The sequence below is a fragment of the Haloplanus litoreus genome (assembly GCF_045690335.1).
GTDB lineage: Archaea > Halobacteriota > Halobacteria > Halobacteriales > Haloferacaceae > Haloplanus > Haloplanus litoreus.
This window is the reverse complement of the sequence record NZ_CP147874.1, coordinates 2,155,772-2,177,574: the sequence shown is the minus strand read 5'-3', so window position 1 is coordinate 2,177,574 and position 21,803 is coordinate 2,155,772. Positions and strand designations below refer to the sequence as shown.

19 protein-coding genes and 2 pseudogenes are annotated in these 21,803 nt (G+C 70.4%); 14 read left to right on the top strand and 7 right to left on the bottom strand.

All coding sequences use genetic code 11. From position 1 onward, the window contains the following. Window positions 1-56: 56 nt before the first annotated feature. From dapA to psmA, 10 genes and pseudogenes are all read left to right on the top strand, one after another. Window positions 57-953 carry a 4-hydroxy-tetrahydrodipicolinate synthase gene (gene dapA / locus V8686_RS11685; RefSeq protein WP_379704332.1) on the top strand — a complete coding sequence of 299 codons (897 nt, stop codon included), beginning with the start codon at window positions 57-59 and terminating at the stop codon, window positions 951-953. Continuing rightward, window positions 953-1,705, top strand: coding sequence for a 4-hydroxy-tetrahydrodipicolinate reductase (gene dapB / locus V8686_RS11680; RefSeq protein ID WP_379704330.1), 753 nt, complete (start codon window positions 953-955; stop codon window positions 1,703-1,705). The genes dapA and dapB overlap by 1 nt, the downstream gene beginning before the upstream one ends. Continuing rightward, window positions 1,702-2,535 (top strand): 2,3,4,5-tetrahydropyridine-2,6-dicarboxylate N-succinyltransferase, encoded by an 834-nt coding sequence (locus V8686_RS11675; protein WP_379704328.1) that lies wholly within the window; start codon window positions 1,702-1,704, stop codon window positions 2,533-2,535. Before dapB ends, V8686_RS11675 begins: the two co-directional genes overlap by 4 nt. After that, window positions 2,532-3,800 (top strand): diaminopimelate decarboxylase, encoded by a 1,269-nt coding sequence (gene lysA / locus V8686_RS11670; RefSeq protein ID WP_379704326.1) that lies wholly within the window; start codon window positions 2,532-2,534, stop codon window positions 3,798-3,800. The genes V8686_RS11675 and lysA overlap by 4 nt, the downstream gene beginning before the upstream one ends. Continuing rightward, window positions 3,797-4,678 (top strand): diaminopimelate epimerase, encoded by an 882-nt coding sequence (gene dapF / locus V8686_RS11665; protein ID WP_379704324.1) that lies wholly within the window; start codon window positions 3,797-3,799, stop codon window positions 4,676-4,678. The genes lysA and dapF overlap by 4 nt, the downstream gene beginning before the upstream one ends. Continuing rightward, the gene (locus V8686_RS11660) at window positions 4,675-5,793 is read left to right on the top strand and encodes a M20 family metallopeptidase (RefSeq protein WP_379704322.1); all 1,119 of its coding nucleotides are present in this window, start codon (window positions 4,675-4,677) and stop codon (window positions 5,791-5,793) included. Before dapF ends, V8686_RS11660 begins: the two co-directional genes overlap by 4 nt. Before the next feature lie 98 nt (window positions 5,794-5,891). After that, window positions 5,892-6,587 (top strand): RNase P subunit p30 family protein, encoded by a 696-nt coding sequence (locus V8686_RS11655; RefSeq protein ID WP_379704320.1) that lies wholly within the window; start codon window positions 5,892-5,894, stop codon window positions 6,585-6,587. Then, window positions 6,571-7,173, top strand: a complete 603-nt coding sequence (locus tag V8686_RS11650) for a class I SAM-dependent methyltransferase (protein ID WP_379704318.1) — start codon at window positions 6,571-6,573, stop codon at window positions 7,171-7,173. The genes V8686_RS11655 and V8686_RS11650 overlap by 17 nt, the downstream gene beginning before the upstream one ends. Continuing rightward, a pseudogene (locus tag V8686_RS11645) lies at window positions 7,170-7,514 on the top strand (Rpp14/Pop5 family protein); the annotation flags it as partial. The gene V8686_RS11650 and the pseudogene V8686_RS11645, both read left to right, overlap by 4 nt. A gap of 274 nt (window positions 7,515-7,788) precedes the next feature. Next, a complete protein-coding gene (psmA, locus tag V8686_RS11640; protein ID WP_379704316.1) occupies window positions 7,789-8,556 on the top strand; it encodes an archaeal proteasome endopeptidase complex subunit alpha in 768 nt (255 codons plus the stop codon). Between the two features lie 121 nt (window positions 8,557-8,677). On the opposite strand, the gene V8686_RS11635 is transcribed toward psmA, so the two are convergent. The 4 genes and pseudogenes from V8686_RS11635 to V8686_RS11620 all read right to left on the bottom strand — a co-directional run bounded on the left by V8686_RS11635 (window position 8,678) and on the right by V8686_RS11620 (window position 14,310). After that, window positions 8,678-9,028 carry a helix-turn-helix transcriptional regulator gene (locus V8686_RS11635; protein WP_379704315.1) on the bottom strand — a complete coding sequence of 117 codons (351 nt, stop codon included), beginning with the start codon at window positions 9,026-9,028 and terminating at the stop codon, window positions 8,678-8,680. A 73-nt stretch (window positions 9,029-9,101) separates the two neighbouring features. Then, on the bottom strand, window positions 9,102-9,866 hold the full coding sequence (locus V8686_RS11630) for an NRDE family protein (protein ID WP_379704313.1): 765 nt from the start codon (window positions 9,864-9,866) through the stop codon (window positions 9,102-9,104). 33 nt (window positions 9,867-9,899) lie between these two features. Continuing rightward, a pseudogene (folP, locus tag V8686_RS11625) lies at window positions 9,900-12,345 on the bottom strand (dihydropteroate synthase). Window positions 12,346-12,513: 168 nt separating this feature from the next. Beyond that, window positions 12,514-14,310, bottom strand: a complete 1,797-nt coding sequence (locus V8686_RS11620; RefSeq protein WP_379704311.1) for a flippase activity-associated protein Agl23 — start codon at window positions 14,308-14,310, stop codon at window positions 12,514-12,516. A gap of 100 nt (window positions 14,311-14,410) precedes the next feature. Between V8686_RS11620 and ribH the strand changes: the two genes are divergently transcribed. Genes ribH through V8686_RS11605 form a run of 3 tightly spaced genes read left to right on the top strand, consistent with a single transcriptional unit; the run spans window position 14,411 to window position 17,952 of the window. Next, entirely contained in the window at window positions 14,411-14,815 is a 405-nt protein-coding gene (ribH, locus tag V8686_RS11615; RefSeq protein ID WP_379704310.1) for a 6,7-dimethyl-8-ribityllumazine synthase, read from the top strand. After that, on the top strand, window positions 14,812-15,966 hold the full coding sequence (locus tag V8686_RS11610; protein ID WP_379704308.1) for a pyridoxal phosphate-dependent aminotransferase: 1,155 nt from the start codon (window positions 14,812-14,814) through the stop codon (window positions 15,964-15,966). The genes ribH and V8686_RS11610 overlap by 4 nt, the downstream gene beginning before the upstream one ends. Before the next feature lie 51 nt (window positions 15,967-16,017). After that, complete coding sequence (locus tag V8686_RS11605) at window positions 16,018-17,952, top strand: DEAD/DEAH box helicase (protein WP_379706544.1); 1,935 nt, start codon at window positions 16,018-16,020, stop codon at window positions 17,950-17,952. On the opposite strand, the gene trxA is transcribed toward V8686_RS11605, so the two are convergent. The 3 genes from trxA to V8686_RS11590 form a co-directional block, all read right to left on the bottom strand. Continuing rightward, complete coding sequence (gene trxA / locus V8686_RS11600) at window positions 17,949-18,365, bottom strand: thioredoxin (protein ID WP_379704306.1); 417 nt, start codon at window positions 18,363-18,365, stop codon at window positions 17,949-17,951. The two genes, V8686_RS11605 and trxA, sit on opposite strands and share 4 nt — an antisense overlap. Window positions 18,366-18,500: 135 nt before the next feature. Beyond that, window positions 18,501-19,793: an oxidoreductase gene (locus V8686_RS11595; protein WP_379704305.1), complete on the bottom strand. Its 1,293-nt coding sequence runs from the start codon at window positions 19,791-19,793 to the stop codon at window positions 18,501-18,503. 31 nt (window positions 19,794-19,824) lie between these two features. Further along, window positions 19,825-20,721, bottom strand: coding sequence for a DUF4349 domain-containing protein (locus tag V8686_RS11590; RefSeq protein WP_379704303.1), 897 nt, complete (start codon window positions 20,719-20,721; stop codon window positions 19,825-19,827). A gap of 298 nt (window positions 20,722-21,019) precedes the next feature. On the opposite strand from V8686_RS11590, the gene V8686_RS11585 reads away from it, so the two are divergent. Beyond that, complete coding sequence (locus V8686_RS11585; protein ID WP_379828689.1) at window positions 21,020-21,763, top strand: DUF7260 family protein; 744 nt, start codon at window positions 21,020-21,022, stop codon at window positions 21,761-21,763. The last annotated feature ends 40 nt before the right edge of the window (window positions 21,764-21,803 follow it).

Here is a 21,803-nt window from a genome sequence, read left to right as displayed (position 1 = left end):
CGGCGGCCGACCCGTTCCGACACGACTAACAGCGCAGCCACACCATCCGAACGACAATGACGCTATCCGAATTCCGCGGGGTCTACCCCGCTATGACCACGCCGTTCCACGAGGACGGCAGTATCGACTTCGAGACGCTCCGAACCGACGCCCGACGACTCGCCGACGCCGGCGTCGACGGCCTCGTGCCCGTCGGCTCGACGGGTGAGAGCGCGACGCTCAGCCACGACGAACACATCGAAGTGGTCGAGGCCGTCGTCGACGCCGTCGACGTGCCCGTCATCGCCGGTTCGGGGTCGAACAACACCGCCGAGGCGCTCTCGCTCTCCCAGCGCTCCGCCGACGCCGGTGCCGACGGCCTCCTACTCATCTCGCCGTACTACAACAAGCCCGAACCCGCGGGGATGTACGACCATTACCGGACCATCGCCGACGAGGTTGACCTCCCACAGATCGTCTACAACGTCCCCGGCCGGACGGGCCAGAACATCACCGTCGACACGACGGTCGAACTCGCGTCCCACCCCAACATCCTCGGCTACAAGGCCGCCAGCGGCGACCTGAATCAGGTTTCCGAAGTCGTCGAGCGCACCCGAGACGAGGACTTCTCCGTCCTCGCGGGTGACGACGGCCTCATCCTCCCGACCCTCGCCGTCGGCGGGACGGGAACCATCAGCGTCGTCGCCAACGTCGAACCCGAGCGGACGGTGGATCTGGTCCACTCGGCGCTCGACGGCGACTACGAGAACGCCCGCGAACGACACCACGAACTCGGTCCGCTGATGCGCGCCCTGTTCTGGGAGACGAATCCGATCCCCGTCAACGAGGCGATGGCCATCCGCGGCTACGGGCCGGGGTACGTCCGGTCGCCGCTCACCCGTCTCTCCGAGGAGCTTCGCCCCGACCTCGAAGCCGTCCTCGCCGCCCTCGAACCGGTGGAGGCCGAGCCGTGATGGAGGTGGCCGTCACCGGCGCCGGCGGCCACATGGGCCGGGAGGTCCTCGCCGCGGCGACCGACCGCGAGGAGATGGACGTCGTCCTCGCGGTCAACCGCACGGCGGTCGGCCCCGTCGAGGGAGTCGACATCGAGGACGAGAGCGACCTCCCCCGTCTCCTCGACGAGCGCGATCCCGACGTGCTGGTCGACTTCACGGTGCCCGACCCCAGCACGCGGTACGTCGAGGCCTGCGCCGACGCGGGCGTCGCCGCCGTCGTCGGGACGACGGGCTTTTCCGACTCGCAACGGGACGTGATCGCCGACGCCGCGGAGTCGGTGCCCGTCCTCCGGGCGGCCAACTTCGCCCGGGGCGTGGCGGCGCTCAGACGGGCGATCCGCGAGGCAGTCGCCGCCGTCCCAGACTACGACGCCGAACTCACCGAGACCCACCACAACCGCAAGCGCGACGCGCCGTCCGGGACGGCGCTGACGATTCTCGACGATATCGACGACGCCCGCGGTGACGCCGACCGCGTCCACGGGCGCGAGGGCGAACAGCCCCGCGAAGACGGGGAGATCGGTGTCCACGCGCGGCGGGCCGGGGACGTCACCGGCGAACACGAACTACTACTTGCGGGGAACCACGAGGTACTGACGCTCACGCATCGCGCCGAATCCCGCGGCGTCTTCGCCGAGGGGGCGCTCGATGCTGCCGACTGGCTCGTCGGCCGCCCGGCCGGCGAGTACGACTTCGAGGACGCACTATGACACTGCACTCCGACGTATCCGATCTGTGGCAGCGTTACGACGACGACGAGGTCGACGCCGAGACGGCCTCCACCGACGACCACGACACGCTCGACGCCTTCCTCGAAGGGCTAGAGGCGGGCGAGATTCGCGCCGCCGAGAAGGGGAGCGACGGCTGGGAGGCCAACGAGTGGGTCAAGCGTGGCATCCTCCTCAACTTCGGCCTCCGCGCCACCGAAGCGCGCTCCTACGGCGACGTCGACTACCACGACGTCCTGCCCCTGCGCGAGACGGGTGACCTCGGCGAGCGCGGCACCCGCAACACGCCCGACGGGACGACGATCCGCCGCGGCGCCTACCTCGGCAGCGACTGCATCATGATGAGTCCTTCCTTCGTCAACGTCGGCGCGCACGTCGGCGACGGCACCCTCGTCGACTCCTGTGACACCGTCGGCTCGTGTGCGCAGATCGGCGAGAACGTCAAACTCGGCGCGAACACCCTCATCGGGGGTGTCCTCGAACCGGTCGAGGACGCACCAGTCATCGTGGAAGACGGCGTCTCGCTCGGTGCCGGCTGTCGGGTCACCTCCGGGTTCGTCGTCGGCGAGAACACCGTCGTCGGCGAGAACACACTCCTCTCGCCGCGCATCCCAGTCTACGACCTCGTCGAGGAGGAGGTCATCTACGGCCGCCTGCCGCCGGAGCGACGGGCCTTCACGCGGATGGTGGAGTCCTCCCTCGGCGACCACGACCTGTTCGCGGGCGGCGCGTACAAGCCCGCCGTCGTCGCCCTCGACATCGAGGCCGACACGCGAGACGCGACCGAGCGGGAGGAGGCGCTCCGGGAATGAGCGGGGAGGCGGCCGACGCGGGCGGGACCGGCCCTGCCGTGCGGCGACTCGCCGACTGGTCGGCCGCCGACCTGCGGGAGCTGGCCGACGAGTACGGCACGCCGCTCTACGTCACCGACCTCGACCGGGTGCGGGAGAACGCGACGCGCCTACGGGCGGCTTTCGACCACGAAGACGTTCGCTACGCAGTGAAGGCCCACACCGGTCGGGCCGTCCTCCGGGCCGTCCGCGAGGCCGACCTCGGGGCCGAGTGCGCGTCGGCGGGCGAGGTGGTTCGCGCCCTCGACGCCGGCTTCGCGGGCGAGGACGTCCAGTACACCGCGGTCAACCCGCCCGCGGGGGACCTCGACGTCGTGCTGGACCGCTGGCGCGACGGGGCCGATCTGACCGTCGTCGCCGGCGCCCGGGACACGCTCCACCGACTCCGTGACCGCGGCTTCGACGGTCGACTGGCGATTCGCGTCGATCCGGGCGTCGGCGCCGGCCACCACGAGAAGGTGACCACCGGCGGCCACGCCAAGTTCGGCGTGCCCTACGCCCGCGCGGCCGACGTGGTCGCCGACGCCCGCGCCGACTTCGACCTGGTTGGACTCCACGCCCACGCCGGCAGCGGCATCAGCGGCGACGACCTGGCGGCCCACCGCGAACTCGTCGCCCGGATGGGGGACCTGGCCCGCGAGGTGGGCGACCTAGAGTTCGTCGACGTCGGCGGCGGCTTCGGCGTCCCGTACCGGGAGACGGAACCGCCCCTCGACCTGTCGGCCGTCGCCGACGCGACCCGCGAGGCCCTCGGCGACGTGGACGCCGACCTGGCGGTCGAACCCGGCCGCTACGTCGTCGCCGACGCCGGCGTCCTGCTGACCCGCGTCAACACGGTGAAACCCGTCGACGACGCGGGAGCGGACGGTACGGTGCCCGTCGTCGCCGGCGTCGACGCCGGCATGACAACTCTGCTTCGCCCGGCGATGTACGACGCCTACCACGCCATCCGGAACCTGACCGATACGCGCCCCGAACGCCCCGTCACCGTGGCGGGACCAGTCTGTGAAACGGCCGACCTGTTCTGTGAGGGTCGCTCGCTGCCGACGCCGCGTCGGGACGACGTCCTCGCCATCGGCAACGCGGGTGCCTACGGCTACGAGATGGCGAGCACGTACAACTCCCGGCCTCGACCGGCGGAGGTCGTTCTGGAGGGTGAAGGGGCGCGACTCGCCCGCCAACGCGAGACGCTCTCCGCCCTCACCGATCTGGAGGTGGAGCCGTGACGACCGTCAGCGCCGAGAAGTACCACGGCACCGAGAACGACTTCCTCGTCGTCGACGCGGACGCACCGGTCGCGGACCGGGCGGCCTTCGCGGCGATCCACTGCAACCGGGAGACCGGCGTCGGCGGCGAGCGAACCGGCGCCGACGGCGTCCTGTTTCTCTCCCTCGACCCCGGGGCGTCGCCCGTCCGGGTGACGATGACGCTCGTCCAACCGGACGGCTCCGTCGCCGAGATGTGTGGCAACGGCGCCCGCGTCGCGGCCGTGTGGGCGGCCCGGGAGACGGGCGCCCGCGAGGTGATCATCGAGACGCCGGCGGGCGACCGCCACGCCGTCGTCCAGAGCGAGGGCGTCACCGTGGAGATGGGTCGTCCCGCGTTCGATCCGGCGGACGTGCCCTTAGCCCGCGACGCCGGCGGGCCGCTGATCGACACGCCGGTGGAGGGACTGACCGTCACCGCGGTGAACACGGGCGTCCCCCACGCCGTCGCGTTCGTGGAGGACGTAGACGCCGTCGACCTCGAAACCGTCGCGCCGCCGGTCCGCCACGCCGAACTATTCCCCGACGGGACGAACGTCACCCTCGCCGCGCGGGCCGAACTCGACGACGACGCGACCGAGGGTGCACCGGGTGCCCCGGCGGCTTTCCGCCAGCGGACCTACGAACGCGGCGTCGAAGGCGAGACGCTCGCCTGCGGAACTGGCGCGGTGGCCGTCGTCGCGGCGGCGAAGCGGACCGGGCGCCTCGACACCGAGGGTCCGGTTCGGGTGTCGCCGCCCGGTGGCGACCTGGTGATCGTCGTGCCCGACGACGGTCCGGCGACGCTGACCGGTCCGGTCGACCGCGAGTTCGACGTCGACTTGGAGGTCCCCGAGTGACCGACGGCTTCGAACCCGTCCCCTTCCTCGACGCCGCCGTCCGCATCGAGTCCCACGAGGACGTGACGGCGATACGCGAGTTCCTGGTCGAGACGCTCCGCGACCACGGCGCCGACCCACTCGTCGACGAGGCGGGCAACACGCTCGCCACGAAGGGCGACGGATCGCCGCACGTCGTCGTGAACACCCACATCGACACGGTGTCGCCGCACGTCCCCTACGACCGCGAGAACGGCGTGATCCACGGTCGCGGCTCCTGTGACGCGAAGGGGCCGCTCGCGGCCATCCTGTCGGCGTTTCTCGGCTACGACCCCGGCGACGACGGCGGTCGCCTCACCCTCGCCATTACGCCCGACGAGGAGGTGTACTCGACGGGGGCGGCGGCGCTCGACCTCTCGGTCCTGCCGGGCGTCGACGCGCCGACCGGCGACGCCTACGTCGTCGGGGAACCGACCGGGCTGGACGTCTGTACTGCCGCCAAGGGGCGATTCGAGGGGACGATCGGTCTCTCGGGCGTGAACGCCCACGCCGCCGAACCCGAGACGGGGGTCAACGCCGTCGCCGCCGCCGAAGGGGCGCTGGCGGCGATTCGCGAGTTCGACGCGGCCCGCGACCCCCATCCCGACCTCGGTCCGGCGACGCTGACGCCGACGGTCATCGCGGGCGGCGAGGCGACGAACCAAGTGCCCGCCGACTGTGCGATCACGGTGGACCGGCGGAGCGTCCCGCCGGAGACGGCCGACGGGTTCGCGGCCGACCTCGAACGCGCCGTCGACGACGCCACGCCGGGTTCGGTCGGCGTCGCCTTCGAACCCACGGAGCGCCCGACGCCGTTCCTCGAGGCGTTCGCGACGGACCCGGACTCGCCGGTCGTCCGGCACCTCGCGAGCGCGGCCGAACGCGTGACCGACGGCGCGGCCGGCGCCGTGCGCCCTTTCACCGCCGCCACCGAGGCGTCGTATTTCGCGCCCGCCCCCACCGTCGTCTTCGGCCCCGGCGTCCTCGCCGACGACGAGGGACCGGTCGCCCACGCGGATCGGGAGTACGTCCGCACGGCGGCGGTCGAGCGTGCGGCGGCGGTACTCGCCGAGGCGCTGTCGAAACTGCTCGGCTGAGGGGTCTCACGTCGACGCGGACACGACGGTGGCGATGGGCGTCCTCGAGGAGGGTTAGAAGCGCAATCCCCAAGCGCCCGGGGCTACTCTACCGACTCATGTACGAGGCGGTCCACGCCCATCCCGACGGCGAGAGTACGGCGGCGCGCTTCGCGGCGACGGCGGCCCGCATGGGCTACGAGGGCGTCGTGGTCCGGGCGCGGGACGCAGACCCCGACTACGCCGCGGTCCGCGAGGCGTCGGGCGTCGACGTCGTGGACGCCGTCGAGGTCGTGGCCTCCGATCCGGAACGCGCCAGCGGCGCCGTCGGCGGCCTCCGCCCCGACCACACGCTGCTCTGTGTTCGCGGCGGGACGGACCGACTCAACCGCTTCGCCGTCGAGCAGGACCGCGTCGACGTGCTCACACGGCCGATGGCCGACGACGGCGACGTGAACCACGTCCTCGCGAACGCGGCGGCCGCAAACGGCGTCCGGATCGAGTTCGACTTCGGGCCGGTTCTCCGCTCGACGGGCGGCCCGCGGGTACAGGCGCTTCGGGACCTGCGAAAACTCCGCGAACTCGTCGCCGACGCCGGGGCCCCGTTCGTCGTCAGCGCGAGTCCCGCTTCGCATCTCCAGGTGCGCGCGCCGCGGGAACTCGTCGCCGTCGGCGAGGCCATCGGGTTCGACGCCGACGCCGTGCGTGCGGGCCTGCGCGAGTGGGGCGAACTCGCCGAACGCAACCGGCACCGGCGGTCCGAGGCGTTCATAGAGCCGGGGGTCGAACGGGGACCGTATGAAGAAGACGCTTGAGGAACACGCCGACCGGTTCTCGGAACTGGCGCCGGAGTACGACGACGGGGCGTCGCCCGAGTACCGTGCCTGTGTGGACCTCGTCGTGAGCTACGCCGCCCCCGAAGCCGACGACGTGGTCCTCGACCTCGGAGCCGGGACGGGCGCCATCGCGCTCGCGCTCGCCGACGACGCCGCCCGCGTCGTCGGCCGCGACATCAGCGAGGGGATGCTGGACGAGGCCCGCCGGAAAGCCGCTGACTGCGGCGTGACGAACGTCGACTTCGGCCAGGGGCGCTTCCGGGAGCCGAACGTCGACGGCCCGGTCGACGTGGTCGTCTCGAATTTCGCACTGCATCACCTGAGCGACGCGGAGAAACGGGCGGCCGTGGACGTGATCGCCGACCTCGAGCCGAGCCGCTTCGTCCTCGGCGACGTGATGTTCTTCGAGGACTCCGACCCCGAGTCGGACGTCTACGATCCCGAGGTGGACGATCCGGCCCACGCGGGCGTCCTTGCCGACGCGCTGACTGACGCGGGATTCGTTCTGACGGCCGTGGATCGGGTCTCACCGGCAGTGGGCGTCATCGCCGCCGAGCGGCGATGAAACACCTACCCAAACACCTCCGTCCGCGGTGGCGGTATCTCGCGGTGACGCTGGAGACGTGGCCCGACGCGTCGCTATCGCGGAGCGACTTCCAGCGGGCCGTCTGGTACGCCGCGGGCAACTTACTCGGCGACCCCGGGAGCGCGGACGCCGACCTTCGAGTGGTTCGTTTCTCGTTCGACGACAACTCGGGCGAGGCGGTCGTCCGCGCCCGCCGCGGCGAGGTGGACCCGGCGCGGGCGGCGCTGGCCTGCGTGAGCGAGGTGGACGGCGACCCGGTCGGCCTGCACGTCCGTGGCGTCTCGGGGACGCTCCGCGGCTGTACGGAGACGTTCCTCGGCGGGTAGCGCCGTACGGATCGTCACGCCAACATAACTCGTGCGCGCATCGGTCGACAAAAGGGCGCGCGACGTGTGCGGCGCCGTCGGGGATTCACCCGCACAGCCGCCCCAAGTAAGAAAGGTATTTAGGACGCCGGGCCGGAGTGGCGACGCGAGAGACGCGTCGTGTTCGAGCACGGCTGTCGGTGGGACGTCGTCCACGGAGTGGGCGGGACCGGACCGGCAGGCTCGGACGCGACCGAACTCGATTTCGAGTCAGAGTCAACGTGATACAATGCAGGGACAAGCCCAACAGCAGGCATACGACCGCGGGATAACGATCTTCTCGCCCGATGGCCGCCTCTATCAGGTCGAGTACGCCCGAGAGGCCGTCAAGCGAGGGACAGCGAGTATCGGCATCCGAACCGACGACGGCGTGGTACTGGCGGCGGACAAACGCTCCCGGTCGCCACTGATGGAGCCGACGAGCGTCGAGAAGATCCACAAGGCCGACAACCACGCGGGCATCGCGTCCGCCGGCCACGTGGCCGACGCGCGCCAGCTCATCGACTTCGCCCGCCGGCAGGCTCAGATCAACCGCCTGCGGTACAGTGAGCCGATCGGCATCGAGACGCTCACGAAGGAAGTCACCGACCACATCCAGCAGTACACGCAGGTCGGTGGCGCCCGCCCGTTCGGCGTCGCCCTCCTCATCGGTGGCATCGAGGACGGCGAGCCGCGACTCTACGAGACCGATCCCTCGGGGACGCCCTACGAGTGGAAGGCGGTCTCCATCGGCGCGAACCGCGGCGATCTTCAGGAGTACCTCGAGGAGAACTACGCGGACGGTCTCGACCTCGACGGCGGGATCGAACTCGCGCTCCGTGCGCTCGCGACCAGCAACGACGACACGCTCGAACCGGCTGGCGTCGACGTCGCGACCGTCAGCGTCGACACCGAGGAGTTCCACGAACTCGACAACGACGAGATCGAGCGCCACCTCACCGATCTCGACCTCCTGCCGAGCGAGGACGACGAGGACGCGGACGACGGCGAGGAGTAACGACTCCTCGGTCTCGGCTTCGGCCTCGGCTTCGGCCTCGGCATCCACCGACCCACCATCTTCTCCCCGGTCGGTGTCCCTTCGATTCGACGTCGATAGTTACGGCTACCGCCGACCCCGCTCAGTACTCCTCGTAGGCGAGGTTCATCAGCCACTGCGAGAAGGCGTCGCTCCGCGGGTCGATCTCCTCCTCGCCGATGAACGGCGAGAGCATGTCGCCGGCCATCAGGAGCGAGAAGTCGAGGTCACCGGCCGTCGGCATCAAAAAGTAGGTGTTGTGGCCCTGGTAGACCGTCTCTTCACGCTGGATCAACCCCGCTTCGACCAGCGATTCGGCGATGCGGCTCCCCTTGCGCGAGGAGATATCGAGGTCCTTCCACAGTTCGCTCTGGTGGATCCCGCGGGTATCGAGAACGAGATCGAGCGCCGCGCGTTCGTCGGCCGACAGGTCGGGCTCCTCGGTCGCGCTCATCGGCACACCTCCAGGTCGACGGTCCGGATCATACACCCACAAACCGGTGCGGCGGGTTTAAACTTGACTTTCGTCACACACCGACGCGACGGTAGGACGTCTCGCAGGGCGGGCCGGCGGCGAACCGGTACGTGCCGCCCGCGTCGTCGAGACGGACCAGGGACGACGACCGAGTGCCGTAGCCGTTTTCGTGGATGCAGACGCCGTAGTCGTGGTCTGCGAGAACCGTCGCCGACCGATCCAGCCACGCGTCGGCCGCTTCGCCCGGTTCGGGGGTCAGCACCGTTCGCACCGCACGGGCGTTCTCGGCCTGTTCGGTCGCTCGTTCGGCCCGGTCGGCCGGTTCCGCGGGCGTGTGGAAGGCGTCGATTACGGCCCCACCGCCGCCGAGGGCCGCCCCGCTGTTGACGACGACGTGGACGCCCGGATCGAGTTGGTGGACGCGGAGGCGGCCATCCCACTCGAAGAGGTAAGCGGCCGTCCGGTCGGCGACGACGAGGTTGAACCCGTCGTAGGCGTGTGCGTCGACCGACCGCTCGACGAGACGGGCGGCCGACCGGGCGTCGGGTTCCCGAAGCGCGTCGGCGACGAGCAGTCCCCGCGACCGTTCGGCGACGGGGTCCGCCAGCCAACGGTTCGTGATGCCGACGAACAGGCCGGCGTCGTTGTACCCGATCCACGTGCCGCCGGCCTCGGCGTCGCGTGGCGCGACGACGCTCGGGTCAGACTCGGTTCTCGTCGGCGGTTCCGATGGTCGGTCCCGTCGCTCGTCACGGTTGGCGGCGACGAGGACCGGCGCGTCCGGGAACACCTGCCAGGCGAGGGTGAGCGTACACACGGAGTCACGTAGGCGAGCCAGCCTCTTAAATAGTCATTCCCGCCAGACGTCGGGCGTTTCGGCGGCGTCCGCCGTGGCGACGGCCGTCCGAACGGCGGCGACGTTCTCCGCGACGTCGTGGACGCGCACGATGTCGGCACCGCGGTCCACCGCGAGCGCCGTCGTCGCCACCGTGGCCGGCAGGCGTTCGCCCGCCTCCCGACCGACGTGGGCGAACATGGACTTACGGGAGTGGCCGAGGAGGATCGGACAGCCGAGCGCGCGGAACTCCTCCAGACGGTCGAGGAGTTCGAAGTTCTCGACGGCGGACTTGCCGAAACCGAGCCCGGGGTCGACGATCACCTTCTCGCGGTCCAGGCCCGCACGTTCGGCGAGGGCCACGCGCTCGGCGAGTTCGTCGACCACGTCCGACACCACGTCGTCGTAGGTGACGGTCTTGCCGGGGACGACCGGCGCGTCGATGCTGTGCATCACGACGACCGGGACGTCGAACTCGGCGGCCACGAACCGCATCTCCGGGTCGGCGAGCCCCGTCACATCGTTGAGGATGTCGGCACCGGCCTCTAGGGCCGCCCGCGCCACCGCGGCCTTCCGGGTGTCGATGGACACCATCGCGTCGAGGTCGGAGAGCGCCTCGATCACCGGGCGCACGCGTTCGATTTCGTCGGCGACGGGTACCGGATCGGCACCCGGGCGGGTACTCTCGCCACCCACGTCGACGACGTCGGCCCCCGCCTCGACCATCGCCTCGGCGCGCGCTATCGCGGCGGTCGGATCGACGTACTCGCCGCCGTCGTGGAAACTGTCCGGCGTCACGTTCAGGATGCCCATCACCGACGGGCGCTCCTCCCAAGGGTAGCCGTGCCCGGGGGCGTCCGCGCCGAGGCCGGCGCCGTCGCGCAGTCGGTCGGCGAGGGGGGCCAGCGCTCCGTCGAGGTCCGCAACGAGCGCCCGGAGTTCGGCACGCGTACCGGCGATTACCGCCTCCCGGAGTTCGCGCCCCGTCCGGTACGCCGAGGTGACGGCGGTCGCTCCCGCCCGCGCGGCGGCGCGTTCGACCGCTCGCGCCTCTCGTCGGTCGAGGCGAGTCGTCACGACGCGATGGACGCCCTCCTCGATCACCTCGGCGTCCGCGTCGGCGTTCGACCGCTCGAACGCCTCGACCGCGTCGTCGACGTCCTCGACCCGTCGGGACACCGCGAGACGCGACCAGGCGCGCCGGGCCTCGGCGACGGCGAACAGCGACCCGACGACGAGGACGCAGTCGTCCGGGCCGGCCGTCGCCCGGGAGCGTTCGAGGGCGGCGGCGACGGTCGGCGCGGTGGCGACGTCGCCCGCCCCGGCCGTCTCGAAGGCCGCGGCGAGGACGGCCGGGTCCGCGGCGCGTTCGTGTTCGGGTGCGCAGGCCCACACCGATCCGGAGTCGGGAAGTTCGGCGACCATCTCGCGGTGGTCCTTGTCGTGCATCGCGCCGAAGACGAGGTGCAGGTCGTCGTAGTCGTACTCGCCGAGGGTGTCGGCCACCGCCCGGCAGGCCCCGGGATTGTGCGCGCCGTCGAGGACGATCAGGGGGGTCTCGCTCCATCACTTCGAACCGGCCGGGCCAGTGAGCGCCGCGAAGCCCCGTCGCGACGGCGGGATCGGAGACACGGTCGCCGCCCACCTGACGGGCGAGCACCGCGGCGACGCCGGCGTTGCGCGCCTGGTACGCGCCGGGCATCGGGAGGCGCGTCTCGACCCCCCAGTCGGCGTCGGCGACGCCGACGGCCGCCTCCGTGTGGTTGACGAGTCCACCGTAGCTGACGGTCACGTCGGGGGATTCGTCGGCGAAGCCGACCGTCAGAGTCTCGGGGGCGTGTCGGCGCACGGCGTCGCGGGCCTCACCCGTCGCGCCCGTGACCAGCGGGGTATCCTCGGGCGCGACGGTGACCTTCTCGGCCGCGATGTCGTCTAGCGTCTCGCCGAGGATGTCGGTGTGTTCCAGGCTGACCGCCGTCACTGCGGCGGCGATCGGATCGACGACACTCGTCGCGTCGAGTCGGCCGCCCATCCCCACTTCCAGGACGGCGACGTCGACGTCCGACCGGCCGAAGTACCAGAGGCTCATGGCCGTGAGCGTCTCGAAGGAGGTGAGTGGGTCGCCCTCGACGGCTCGGTCGACGAGGAACGGCCGCACCCGTTCGACGAACTCGACGACGGCGGACTCCGTGATCCGTCGCCCGTCGACGCGGACCCGTTCGCGCAGGTCGTCGAAGTGCGGCGAGGTGTACAGCCCCACCCGGTAGCCCGCCTCGCGGAGGATCGACTCGGTCATGCGGGCGGTGCTGCCCTTGCCGTTCGAGCCGGCGATCTGGACGAATTCGACGTCCTCGTGGGGGTCGCCGAGGTGGGTTAGTAGCTCCCGGATCGACTCCGTTCCGGGGTCGAGTGCGAACCGGCGGAGGTCGGAGAGAAAGTCCGCCGCGGCGTGATAATCCATGTCTGGGGAGTCCGCGTCGGGAGGGTTTTAGTCCCACGGTCGTGTCCAGCGTTGCCCGGGGGGTGTCGGCTCGCCGAACGGCCCCGACGCCTCGTACTGCCGGCTGTCAGTCGATGAAGACGGTCGTCCGGGGTGGCGACTATTTCGAATCGATCACGGCCGACGGGATCAGTCGACGTACCCCTGCTCGCGCGCCCGTTCGAGGGCGTCGTCGTCGACGAACACCACGATTTCGTCGCTCCAGAGCCGGAAGTCGTGGCGGTGGCGGGAGTACCCCGAGAGCTGTCGACCCACCGTGTCGGCGTCCCAACTGGCCGCGACGACGACGGGCGGGGGATTCGCCCCCAGTGTCTTGTTGTCCGGCGGTGTGCTAGTGACGTTCGCGCCGTAGCGCTCGAGGTACCACGGCAACGGCAGGCGGGTGTGCCACGACGGGCCGCCCGGGCGTGGCTGGCGAAGCGACCCCTCGTCCTCGACGTAGAAGCGCACGTCGCTCGGGTTGCCGGGCGTATGCGTCCCGACGAACACCACGTCGGTGCCGTCGGTGACGCGGACGACACCCCGGACCAGACCGAGGGTCTCCTTGAGGTCGTTTTCGGGCTGTGCCCACTGGATGATCTGACCGGCCTCGTCGTCGTCGGTGCTGTTGGCGTACATCGCGTTCGCGCCGACGGCGCCGACGGCGGCCCCACAGAGCAGGAGCACCGCCATCGCGGTGGGGAGCGTCCACGCCCGGGAGACGCGTCCACCGTCGTCGCCGGATCGGTTACGGGTCCGACGGATGGACGCCCGAACCCGGCGGGCGAGGGTGGCCACGCCGACGGCGCCGGGGACGGCGAGCGGAATCACGGCGTGGACGGCGGCCCAGGGCGCGCGGATGTCGGTGGCGACGGGGTAGCCGAGGATGCTCACCGCCCCCCAGTAGGCGGTGAAGGCGACGAGCGCCCGCGGGCCGTCCCCGTCGGTCCCGCCGTAGCCGTCGGCGACGAAGCCGATGACGGCAAACAGCAGGACGAACGGGGCGCCGTAGAGCAGCGTTTCCAGGTAGTCGTAGAGGAAGGGCAGGTAGTCGTGGTTCTGGTGGCTCCCGTTCACCCAGAGGTCGTAGAAGGACTCCCACGAACCGACGGTGGCACTCTCGACGACGCCGGGCAGACGACCCGGGGCGGCGAGGGCCTGCCACAGTTCGGGCCGGGGTGCGTAAAAGAAGGTGACGACGACGACGAAGACGACGAGGACACCGACGGTGTTGGCGAACGCCAGACCGAGGCCGCGCCGGACCGACCCGCCCCACGACGCCAGCCGGTAGGCGATGGCGGTGCGCCACTCCGAGAGGACGAGGGTACGGATCGACCGATCGGACCGAGCCGTCCGGAACAGGTGGTGGTCGACGATGAGTGCGCCGGCGCCGAGAAAACAGAGCAGGTAGACGACGGCGTTCTCCTTGGTGGTGAACGCGAGGCCGAACGCGGCCGCGGCGGGGTAGAGGAGGCGGGCGTCGCCCCGGTCCAGTGCGCGGACGAACAGCGCCAGCGCGACGAAGGCGAAAGCGCCGACGAGGACGTCGTTGCGCATGAACCGCGAGTAGTAGACGAGCAGAGGGTTGACCGCGAAGACGGCGGCGAGGGCGACCACCTCGGCGTCGCGCAGGCGGTCGCGCAGGAGCCACGCCGAAAGCGGCAGGAGGCCGCCGACCGAGGCGACGATCAGGCGGGCGCTGAAATCCGTCGCGCCGAGGAAGGGAACGGAGAACACCCAGTTGTTGACGACGAAGAGGAAGGGGCCGTGGACGATGGGGCGGTAGGCGTACTGCCCGGTCTCGTGGTAGCGGAGGATCCAGTAGCCGACACGACCCTCGTCCCAGTGGAAGATTCGGGCGCCAAGGGTGACTAGCCTGAGGGCGAGGGCGAAGGCGGTAATCACGAGCACCGCCCGGAGGGTCCGGCGGCGGCCGTCGGTACGCATCGCTAACCCCTGTCGCCTCTGCGGTAACAACCCTTTTGGTTTCTGGGGCTTCGACGGGTGGAGGGCAAGGCCTTTGCTACGCCATCCCGACGCGGCCCACATGGTTACACTGGGGCTGGTGGTGGCGCAGTTCAACGCGTCGGTCACCGAGCCGATGGCGGAGGAAGCGCGGGCGGCGGCCGCGGCGGCGGACGCCGAGGTACGCGAGGAACTGGCCGTGCCGGGAACGTACGACGCGCCCCTCGCGGCCGACCGACTCGCCCGCCGCGAGGACGTCGACGCGGTGGCCGTCGTCGGCGCCATCGTCACGGGCGATACGGCACACGACCGGGTGATCGGCGACGCGACGGCCCAGGCGCTCACCCGGGTGAGCCTGGACCGGGACACGCCGGTCACCTTCGGCGTCTCCGGACCGGGCATGAGCGGGGCCGAAGCCCGAGAGCGCGTCGAGAAAGGAGCGGAAGCGGTAAACGCTGCCGTCGAGATGGTACGCACGCTACCATGAACACGGATTTCGACTTCGCGTCGCGCGTCGAGCGCGTCGAACCGAGCGCGACCCTCGCGATCAGCAACCTCGCGAACCAACTGGAGGCCGACGGTATCGACGTCGTCGACCTCTCGGTCGGTGAACCGGACTTCGACACGCCCGAGAACATCAAACAGGCCGCGAAAGCGTCGCTGGACGCCGGCGACACGAGCTACACTTCCTCGAACGGCATCCCCGAACTGCGCGCGGCTATCGCGGACAAACTCCGCACCGACGGTATCGACTGCGAGGCGGAAAACGTGGTCGTCACGCCGGGCGGCAAGCAGGCGCTCTACGAAATCTTCCACACCCTGATCGACGAGGGGGACGAAGTCGTCCTCCTCGATCCGGCGTGGGTGTCCTACGAGGCGCAGGCGAAGATGGCCGGTGCCGACCTCTCGCGGGTCGATCTCTCGCCGTACGGCTTCCAACTCGAGCCAGCACTCGACGACCTCGCGGAGACGATTTCGGACGAGACCGAACTGCTGGTTGTCAACTCCCCGTCGAACCCTACCGGCGCCGTCTACTCCGACGCCGCCCTCGAAGGCGTCCGCGACCTGGCGGTCGATCACGACGTGACCGTCATCTCGGACGAGATGTACGACGAGATCACCTACGGCGTCGAACAGACCAGCCTCGGCTCCCTCGACGGCATGGGTGACCGCACCATCACCGTCAACGGTTTCTCGAAGGCCTACGCGATGACCGGCTGGCGCCTCGGCTACTTCTGTGCGCCCGAGGAGTTCGTCTCGCAGGCGGGGAAGATCCAGTCGCACTCGGTGTCCTGTGCCGTCAACTTCGTCCAGCACGCGGGCGTCGAGGCCCTGACGAACACCGACGAGTCGGTCACCGAGATGCGCGAGGCCTTCCGCGAGCGCCGCGATATGCTCGCCGACCTCTTCGCCGACCACGGCGTCGACGTCCCCGTCGGCGACGGCGCGTTCTACATGATGCTTCCCGTCGATTCGGACGACCAGACCTGGTGTGAGGGCGCCATCGAGGACGCCCACGTCGCCACGGTTCCCGGGAGCGCGTTCGGGACGCCCGGCTACGCCCGCCTCTCCTACGCCGCGAGTCAGGAACGGCTCCGGGAGGGCGTCGAACGGCTGGCCGAACACGGCTACATCTAGGCCACCGGTCGGGGCGTGGATTTAGGTACGGTGACGACCGACTACTACCCGATGCGCGTTCGGGACCTTCCCCTGTCGGCGGCGACGGTCGACCACTTCGAGTCGCGGGGGATCGACGAACTCTACCCGCCACAGGTCGCGGCGGTCGAGGCGGGCGTCACCGAAGGGGAGCGCCTCGTCGCGGCAGTGCCCACCGCGAGCGGCAAGACGTTCGTCGCCTCGCTCGCGATGTTGACCGCCGACGGTCCCGGCCTCTACATCGTCCCGCTCCGGGCGCTCGCCCGCGAAAAGTACGAGACGTTTTCAGAACTGCCGGACGTGAGCGTCGGCATCTCCACCGGCGACTTCGACGAGGCGGCCGACGGTCTCGGCGAGAACGACATCGTCGTCGCCACGAGCGAGAAGGTGGATTCGGCCATCCGCAACGGCGCCGACTGGATCGCCGACCTAGCCTGCGTCGTCGTCGACGAGGTTCACCTCGTGGGGAGCGAGGGTCGCGGCCCGACGCTGGAGGTGACTCTCGCGACCCTCCAGCGGCGTGCACCGGGCGTCCGTATCGTCGCCCTCTCGGCGACGGTGGCCAATCCCGACGAACTCGCCGACTGGCTGGACGCGTCGCTCGTCCGGTCGACGTGGCGTCCGGTCGACCTCCGCACCGGCGTCTACGCCGAGGGGTCGGTGACGTTCGATAGCGCGGCGTCGGAGACGCTACGGGCCGGCGGCGACGACGGCACCGAACTGTCGGTGTCGGTCGCGGGCGATCCGACCGACGCCACCGACGCCACCGACGCCCTCGTCACGGGCGCCGTCGACGACGGCGGGCAAGCGCTCGCGTTCGTCCGGTCGCGGCGCGAGGCGGAGACGCTCGCGGAACGCCTGGCGGAGTCGGGACTGGGGCCCTCGCCCGACGTCGCCGAGGAGATACGGTCGCTGGATGGGACCGAGACGGGTCGCCGCCTCGCCGACTGCGTCGAGGCCGGCGTCGCCTTCCACCACGCGGGCCTGCGGAGCACCCACCGGATCGCCGTCGAACGCGCCTTTCGGGACCGGGACCTCCGCGTCATCTGCGCGACGCCGACCCTCGCGGCTGGCGTGAACGTCCCCGCGCGACGGGTGGTGATCCGGGACCAGCAGCGCTACACCGGGTCGGGGATGGAGTGGGTGCCGACGCTCGAAGTCCACCAGATGTGCGGGCGGGCGGGGCGTCCCCACCTCGATCCCTACGGGGAGGCGGTGCTCGTCGGCGACGCGTCGACCCGCGAGGAACTGTGGGAGCGCTACGTCGACGCGGACCCGGAGCGGGTCGAGTCCCAACTCGCCGACCCGAACGCGCTCCGGACGCACGTGCTCTCGGTCGTCGCCTCCCAGTTCGCCGCCTCTCGGGAGGGCGTCCTCGACGTCCTCGACGCGACGTTCTACGCCCACGGGACGCCGACGCGGGAACTCGGTGGCGTCGTCGAGACGGCCGTCGCGGACCTCGTCGAGATGGGCATGATCGTCGACGACGGCGACCTGTCGGCGACCGAACTCGGCGACCGTGTCTCGAAACAGTACGTGACTCCGGAGACGGGCGCTCGCATGGTCTCGGGGCTGCGGACGGCCGCGTCGATGGACGCATCCACGGCGCTGACGGCGCTCGAAATCGTCTGTGACACGCCGGACATGCAGGACACCTACCTCGGCAACCGCGAACGAGCGGACATGTACAGCTTCGCCCGTCGCCACGCCGACGAGTTCACCACCGGAATGAACGAGGCGGCGGACTTCGAAGGGTGGCTCACGGCCGTGAAGACGGCTCGGGTGCTCTACGAGTGGACGGAGGGAACGAGCGCCGCGGACCTGGTCGAGCGATTCCGCATCGGTCCGGGCGACCTGGAGTCACGAATCGAGCGGGCGGCGTGGCTGCTCGGCGCCGCCGACGCCGTCGCAGGCGCCGTCGACGCCGAGGCCGACCTGCCGTTCGCCGAGTTACGGGAGCGGCTCTAGGCGTACTGCTCGATGAGTCCGGCCAACTGGGCTTCCTGCTGGACGCCGACCATCTGCTCGACGGCCTCGCCGTCGTCGAACAGAAGGATGGTCGGCACGCCACGGACGCCGTACTGGGAGGCGAGCGCCTGGTTGGCGTCGACGTCGACTTTGGCGACGGCCGCATCCGTCTCCGCCGCCAGCGACTCCACGATGGGTTCGAGCATCTGGCACGGGCCACACCAGTCGGCGTAGAAGTCCACGAGCACCACGCCGTACCGGTCCGTCAGGTCGTCGAGGTGGCTCGCTCCCTCGACGTGGATGGGTTCGTCGGGCACCGGGTCGCCCCCGTCGTCGCCGCCGCCGTCGGCGGTTCGTTCCAGTCGTTCACGCTTCTGCTCGCGAATCCGTTCGAGTTCGTCGGTGTCGCTCATCACCCGAGGTTGGAGCCGAATGGAGTTAATAGTTTTGTACGAAATAGACAATATCAAAACCAGTCGAGGGCTCGAAATGGCTTTTACAGCCGACACCCATCGATAGTGAGTTCAGTATTGTGTGTTGTAGACAACTCAATCGCGGTCGTACGCCCCCGCTTTCCGAAGCCGTCCGACCTCGTCGAGTACCGCGGGCGTCCGACAGACGCCGGGGGCGCCCGTCACCTGTGGAACGGCACAGTTGTTACAGGAGTCACAGACGGCACTCGCTCGGTCGTCGGCCAGCAGGCGCGCGGGCAGTTCGGGTTCGGCGTAGAACGGCCGCGCCATGCCGACCATGTCGCAGGCGTCGCCGAGGAGGGCGTCGATGTGCGACCGGTCGCGGATCCCACCCTCGCAGAGGACGGGAACGCTCACCGCGTCGCGGACGCGCCGACAGAGGTCGGCGTTCCAAGCAGGGTCGAAGTCGTACCACCACGACTCGGCGCGATTCGCGAGGGCGACCAGGCCGGCCCGGAGTCGGCCGCCGAAAGCCGCGGCGTAGCCGGCCCGGAACTGCTCGTCGTGCCACGCGCGGGCGGGGTACGCGCCGCGGACGATACTCATATCCCAGAAGACGGACCCGGAGACGGGGACGAGGGCGTCGTAGCCGATGTCGGCCAGCCGTCGGCAGACGTCGACGGTGTCCTCGCGGGAGAGGCGCCGCCGGACGACGGGTGGGGCCGCCGTCTCGGCGGGCACCTTCGTCAGCAGAGGCACGTCCCCGGCGTGGGCCCTGACGGCGTCGTGAACGGCGTCGAGGAACCGAACGCCGTCGCCGAACTCGTCGTCGCGGCGGTTGTAGAACGGCGAGAGGAACTGGTGGACGATGCCCATGTTCGCCCCGGCGAGGTGGATCAGGTCGTAGCCGGCGTCGGCGGCGTAGCCCGCAGCGCGGCCGAAGTCGGCCGCGAGATCGTACACCTCGGCCGTCGAGAGCACGTGGGGATCGTACGAGAGGAATCCGAGACGGTCGAGGGCGCGGAGGGGCGGTGGGGGACGGGAGACGGCGAGTTGCTGCAGTTCCGGGTTGGCGCGCCGGTACTCGGCGTGCCAGGTCTCCATGCTCCGGAGGCCGCCGTGTTCGAGTTGGATCGCGACGGTCGAGCCGTGGTCGTGGAGACGATCGGTCAGGCGGGTGCAGTCGGCGACGAACGCCGGGTCGTGAACCCGGGTCATGCCGGGGGCCGCACAGCCGCCCTCGCCGCGGACGACGGTCGCCCCCTGGCAGATCAGCCCCGCGCCGGCGGCCGCCGCGGGTTCGAGCGCGTCGATCAGGTCGTCCACCGCGCCGTCGCCGTTGCCCGCACACTCCAGCAGTGGCGCCCGGTAGAGTCGGTTCGGGACCGTCAGATCGCCGATGCGGACCGGCGACGAGAGCCGAGCCATAGGGTCGCTTCGGCGGGCACCGACAAAACACTTAGAGGATACGGTGGCGGTAGCGGTAGAGGAGTCCCCCAGCGACGACGAACGGCGTCAGGAAGACGAGCAGGTACGGGGCGACGTAGGCCCCGGCGACGACCATCGCCCGGAGGGCGACGCCGACGCCGCCGACCGAATCGAGGAACGCGGCCACGACCGGCGTGTCGTACCACTGGTCCGGTGCCGGGCGGTCGGGGCGCGGTTCCGACAGCTCTACCGTGATGGTGGAGTACGCGACCTGGCGCTGGAGGTTCTGTAGTCGTGCTTCGGTGCGCTCGATCTCCGTCTGAACCTCCGAGAGGCGGCGCTCGACTGCGAGGACGTCCTCGGTGTCGTTGGCGCGCTGATAGAGGGTCCGAAGACGTTCGCGCTCGGCGCGGAGGTTCTCCAGACGGGCCTGAAGGTCGACCACCTGATCCGTCACGTCCTGGGTCGAGGTGCGAGATTCGAGCACCCGACCCTCGTCCTCGACGGCGGTCATCGTCGCCGAGAAGTTCTCCGCGGGCACCCGGAGGACGACCCGACCCGTGGTCCAAGAGCCGTCATCCCGGTCGTGGACCTGTCGGGCCGACTCGCTCACGTATCCGCCGCGGGATTCGACGAGTGTCGTCAGGTTCGAGCGCGTGGATTCGAAGTCGTCGACGCGCAACTCGACGGTGCCGGTGCGGATGATCGACCGACTCGTCGCGGCCGTCGCGGCGGCGCCACCACCGTCGCCCCCGTCGCCACCGCTAGCGTCTGCGGCGCGTGTCTGTGCGTCTGGCGCCTCGGACTCGGCGAGGGAAGCCGCATCTCCGCCACCGCCGGCGTCCGCCCCGCCGGCCGCCCCGCCGCACCCGGCCAGAAGCACCACCGCCACGAGCAACGCGGTGACCAGTCGCCTTCGTCGTACCATGGACGACCGTACATGCGCCCCCACCAAAACCCCTCTCAAGACACAAACGCCCGTTTGACACTCGCGGGCCAACCCCACGGGTACAGTACTCACGGGAACGATCAGTGCGAACCCGAATCTATATACATTATTTTTATCATGACACAACGAGGAGAGGGCGTATGAGCAGCGACGATCCGCGCCGCCAACCGGCGGTGCGGAACCGACCGACTGCGGGCGGATGGCTCCCACCCGTGGGAACGAGGCCGACGTGCCTCACGCGGACGGGGCAGCGTCGGCGGGCGTTCGGTGGCCCCCGATGACGCGTCGGATCGACGAGGCACGGGCGGCCGTCGCGGCGGAGCGAGCCTGTGTGGCCACCGAACGCGACGCCTTCGAGGCCTTCGATCGGCGCGTGGCCGCGCTCGCGACGGTCGCGGCGTCGACGACGCCGCCACTGCTTTCGGACCCCCAACGATCCGGCCAGTCGCTGGAGCGTGTTCGGACGGCGTACGAGGAGACGGTGATGAGCGTCCCCCACTACGAGGCGGAGTACGGCGACACGGTAGCCGAGAGCCTCGCCGCCGAGTTCGGGGAGGACCTGGCGGCGGCGCTCGTTGGCGGAACGGCGCTGACGGCCGACTTTCGCGACGCCGTGCGGGCCGCGGCGGCGGCGGCCCGCCGCGAACGCGAGGAGTTTCTGACGGTGCTGGATCGCGAGGACACGTCGCTCGCCCGAACGGCTGCCGACCTCTCGGAGGTCCGGTCGGATCTCGAAGCCCTCGACGACCCGCCGCTGTCGGACCGTTCGTTCGACGACCTGCGCGCCCTGTGGGAGTCGGTCCGCGACGTCGAGGCACGGATCGAGGGGATCGGGATGCGGCGCCAGGAGACGATCCGAGGCTACCGAAAGGAGCTTCCGGGCGTGCCGACCGATCTGGTCGAGTACCTCTACGCGGATCTCTCTGTGACCCACCCGGTCCTCGCGGCCGTCGCGACCCTCGGGGACGAGACACGTCGCGCCCGCCGCCGGGTCGAGCGCCGACTCGCCTCGACGGCTTGAGGTGGCCCCGACGGGAAACGTTGAGGTGGCAGCCACCCCC

Coding starts and splice junctions, on each gene's coding strand:
- V8686_RS11585 (WP_379828689.1), top strand. CDS start 21,020: ATGACGCGTCGGATCGACGAGGCACGGGCGGCCGTCGCGGCGGAGCGA.
- V8686_RS11610 (WP_379704308.1), top strand. CDS start 14,812: ATGAACACGGATTTCGACTTCGCGTCGCGCGTCGAGCGCGTCGAACCG.
- V8686_RS11595 (WP_379704305.1), bottom strand. CDS start 19,793: ATGGCTCGGCTCTCGTCGCCGGTCCGCATCGGCGATCTGACGGTCCCG.
- ribH (WP_379704310.1), top strand. CDS start 14,411: ATGGTTACACTGGGGCTGGTGGTGGCGCAGTTCAACGCGTCGGTCACC.
- V8686_RS11605 (WP_379706544.1), top strand. CDS start 16,018: ATGCGCGTTCGGGACCTTCCCCTGTCGGCGGCGACGGTCGACCACTTC.
- V8686_RS11650 (WP_379704318.1), top strand. CDS start 6,571: ATGAAGAAGACGCTTGAGGAACACGCCGACCGGTTCTCGGAACTGGCG.
- lysA (WP_379704326.1), top strand. CDS start 2,532: ATGAGCGGGGAGGCGGCCGACGCGGGCGGGACCGGCCCTGCCGTGCGG.
- V8686_RS11635 (WP_379704315.1), bottom strand. CDS start 9,028: ATGAGCGCGACCGAGGAGCCCGACCTGTCGGCCGACGAACGCGCGGCG.
- V8686_RS11675 (WP_379704328.1), top strand. CDS start 1,702: ATGACACTGCACTCCGACGTATCCGATCTGTGGCAGCGTTACGACGAC.
- dapB (WP_379704330.1), top strand. CDS start 953: ATGGAGGTGGCCGTCACCGGCGCCGGCGGCCACATGGGCCGGGAGGTC.
- V8686_RS11655 (WP_379704320.1), top strand. CDS start 5,892: ATGTACGAGGCGGTCCACGCCCATCCCGACGGCGAGAGTACGGCGGCG.
- dapA (WP_379704332.1), top strand. CDS start 57: ATGACGCTATCCGAATTCCGCGGGGTCTACCCCGCTATGACCACGCCG.
- psmA (WP_379704316.1), top strand. CDS start 7,789: ATGCAGGGACAAGCCCAACAGCAGGCATACGACCGCGGGATAACGATC.
- trxA (WP_379704306.1), bottom strand. CDS start 18,365: ATGAGCGACACCGACGAACTCGAACGGATTCGCGAGCAGAAGCGTGAA.
- V8686_RS11590 (WP_379704303.1), bottom strand. CDS start 20,721: ATGGTACGACGAAGGCGACTGGTCACCGCGTTGCTCGTGGCGGTGGTG.
- V8686_RS11620 (WP_379704311.1), bottom strand. CDS start 14,310: ATGCGTACCGACGGCCGCCGCCGGACCCTCCGGGCGGTGCTCGTGATT.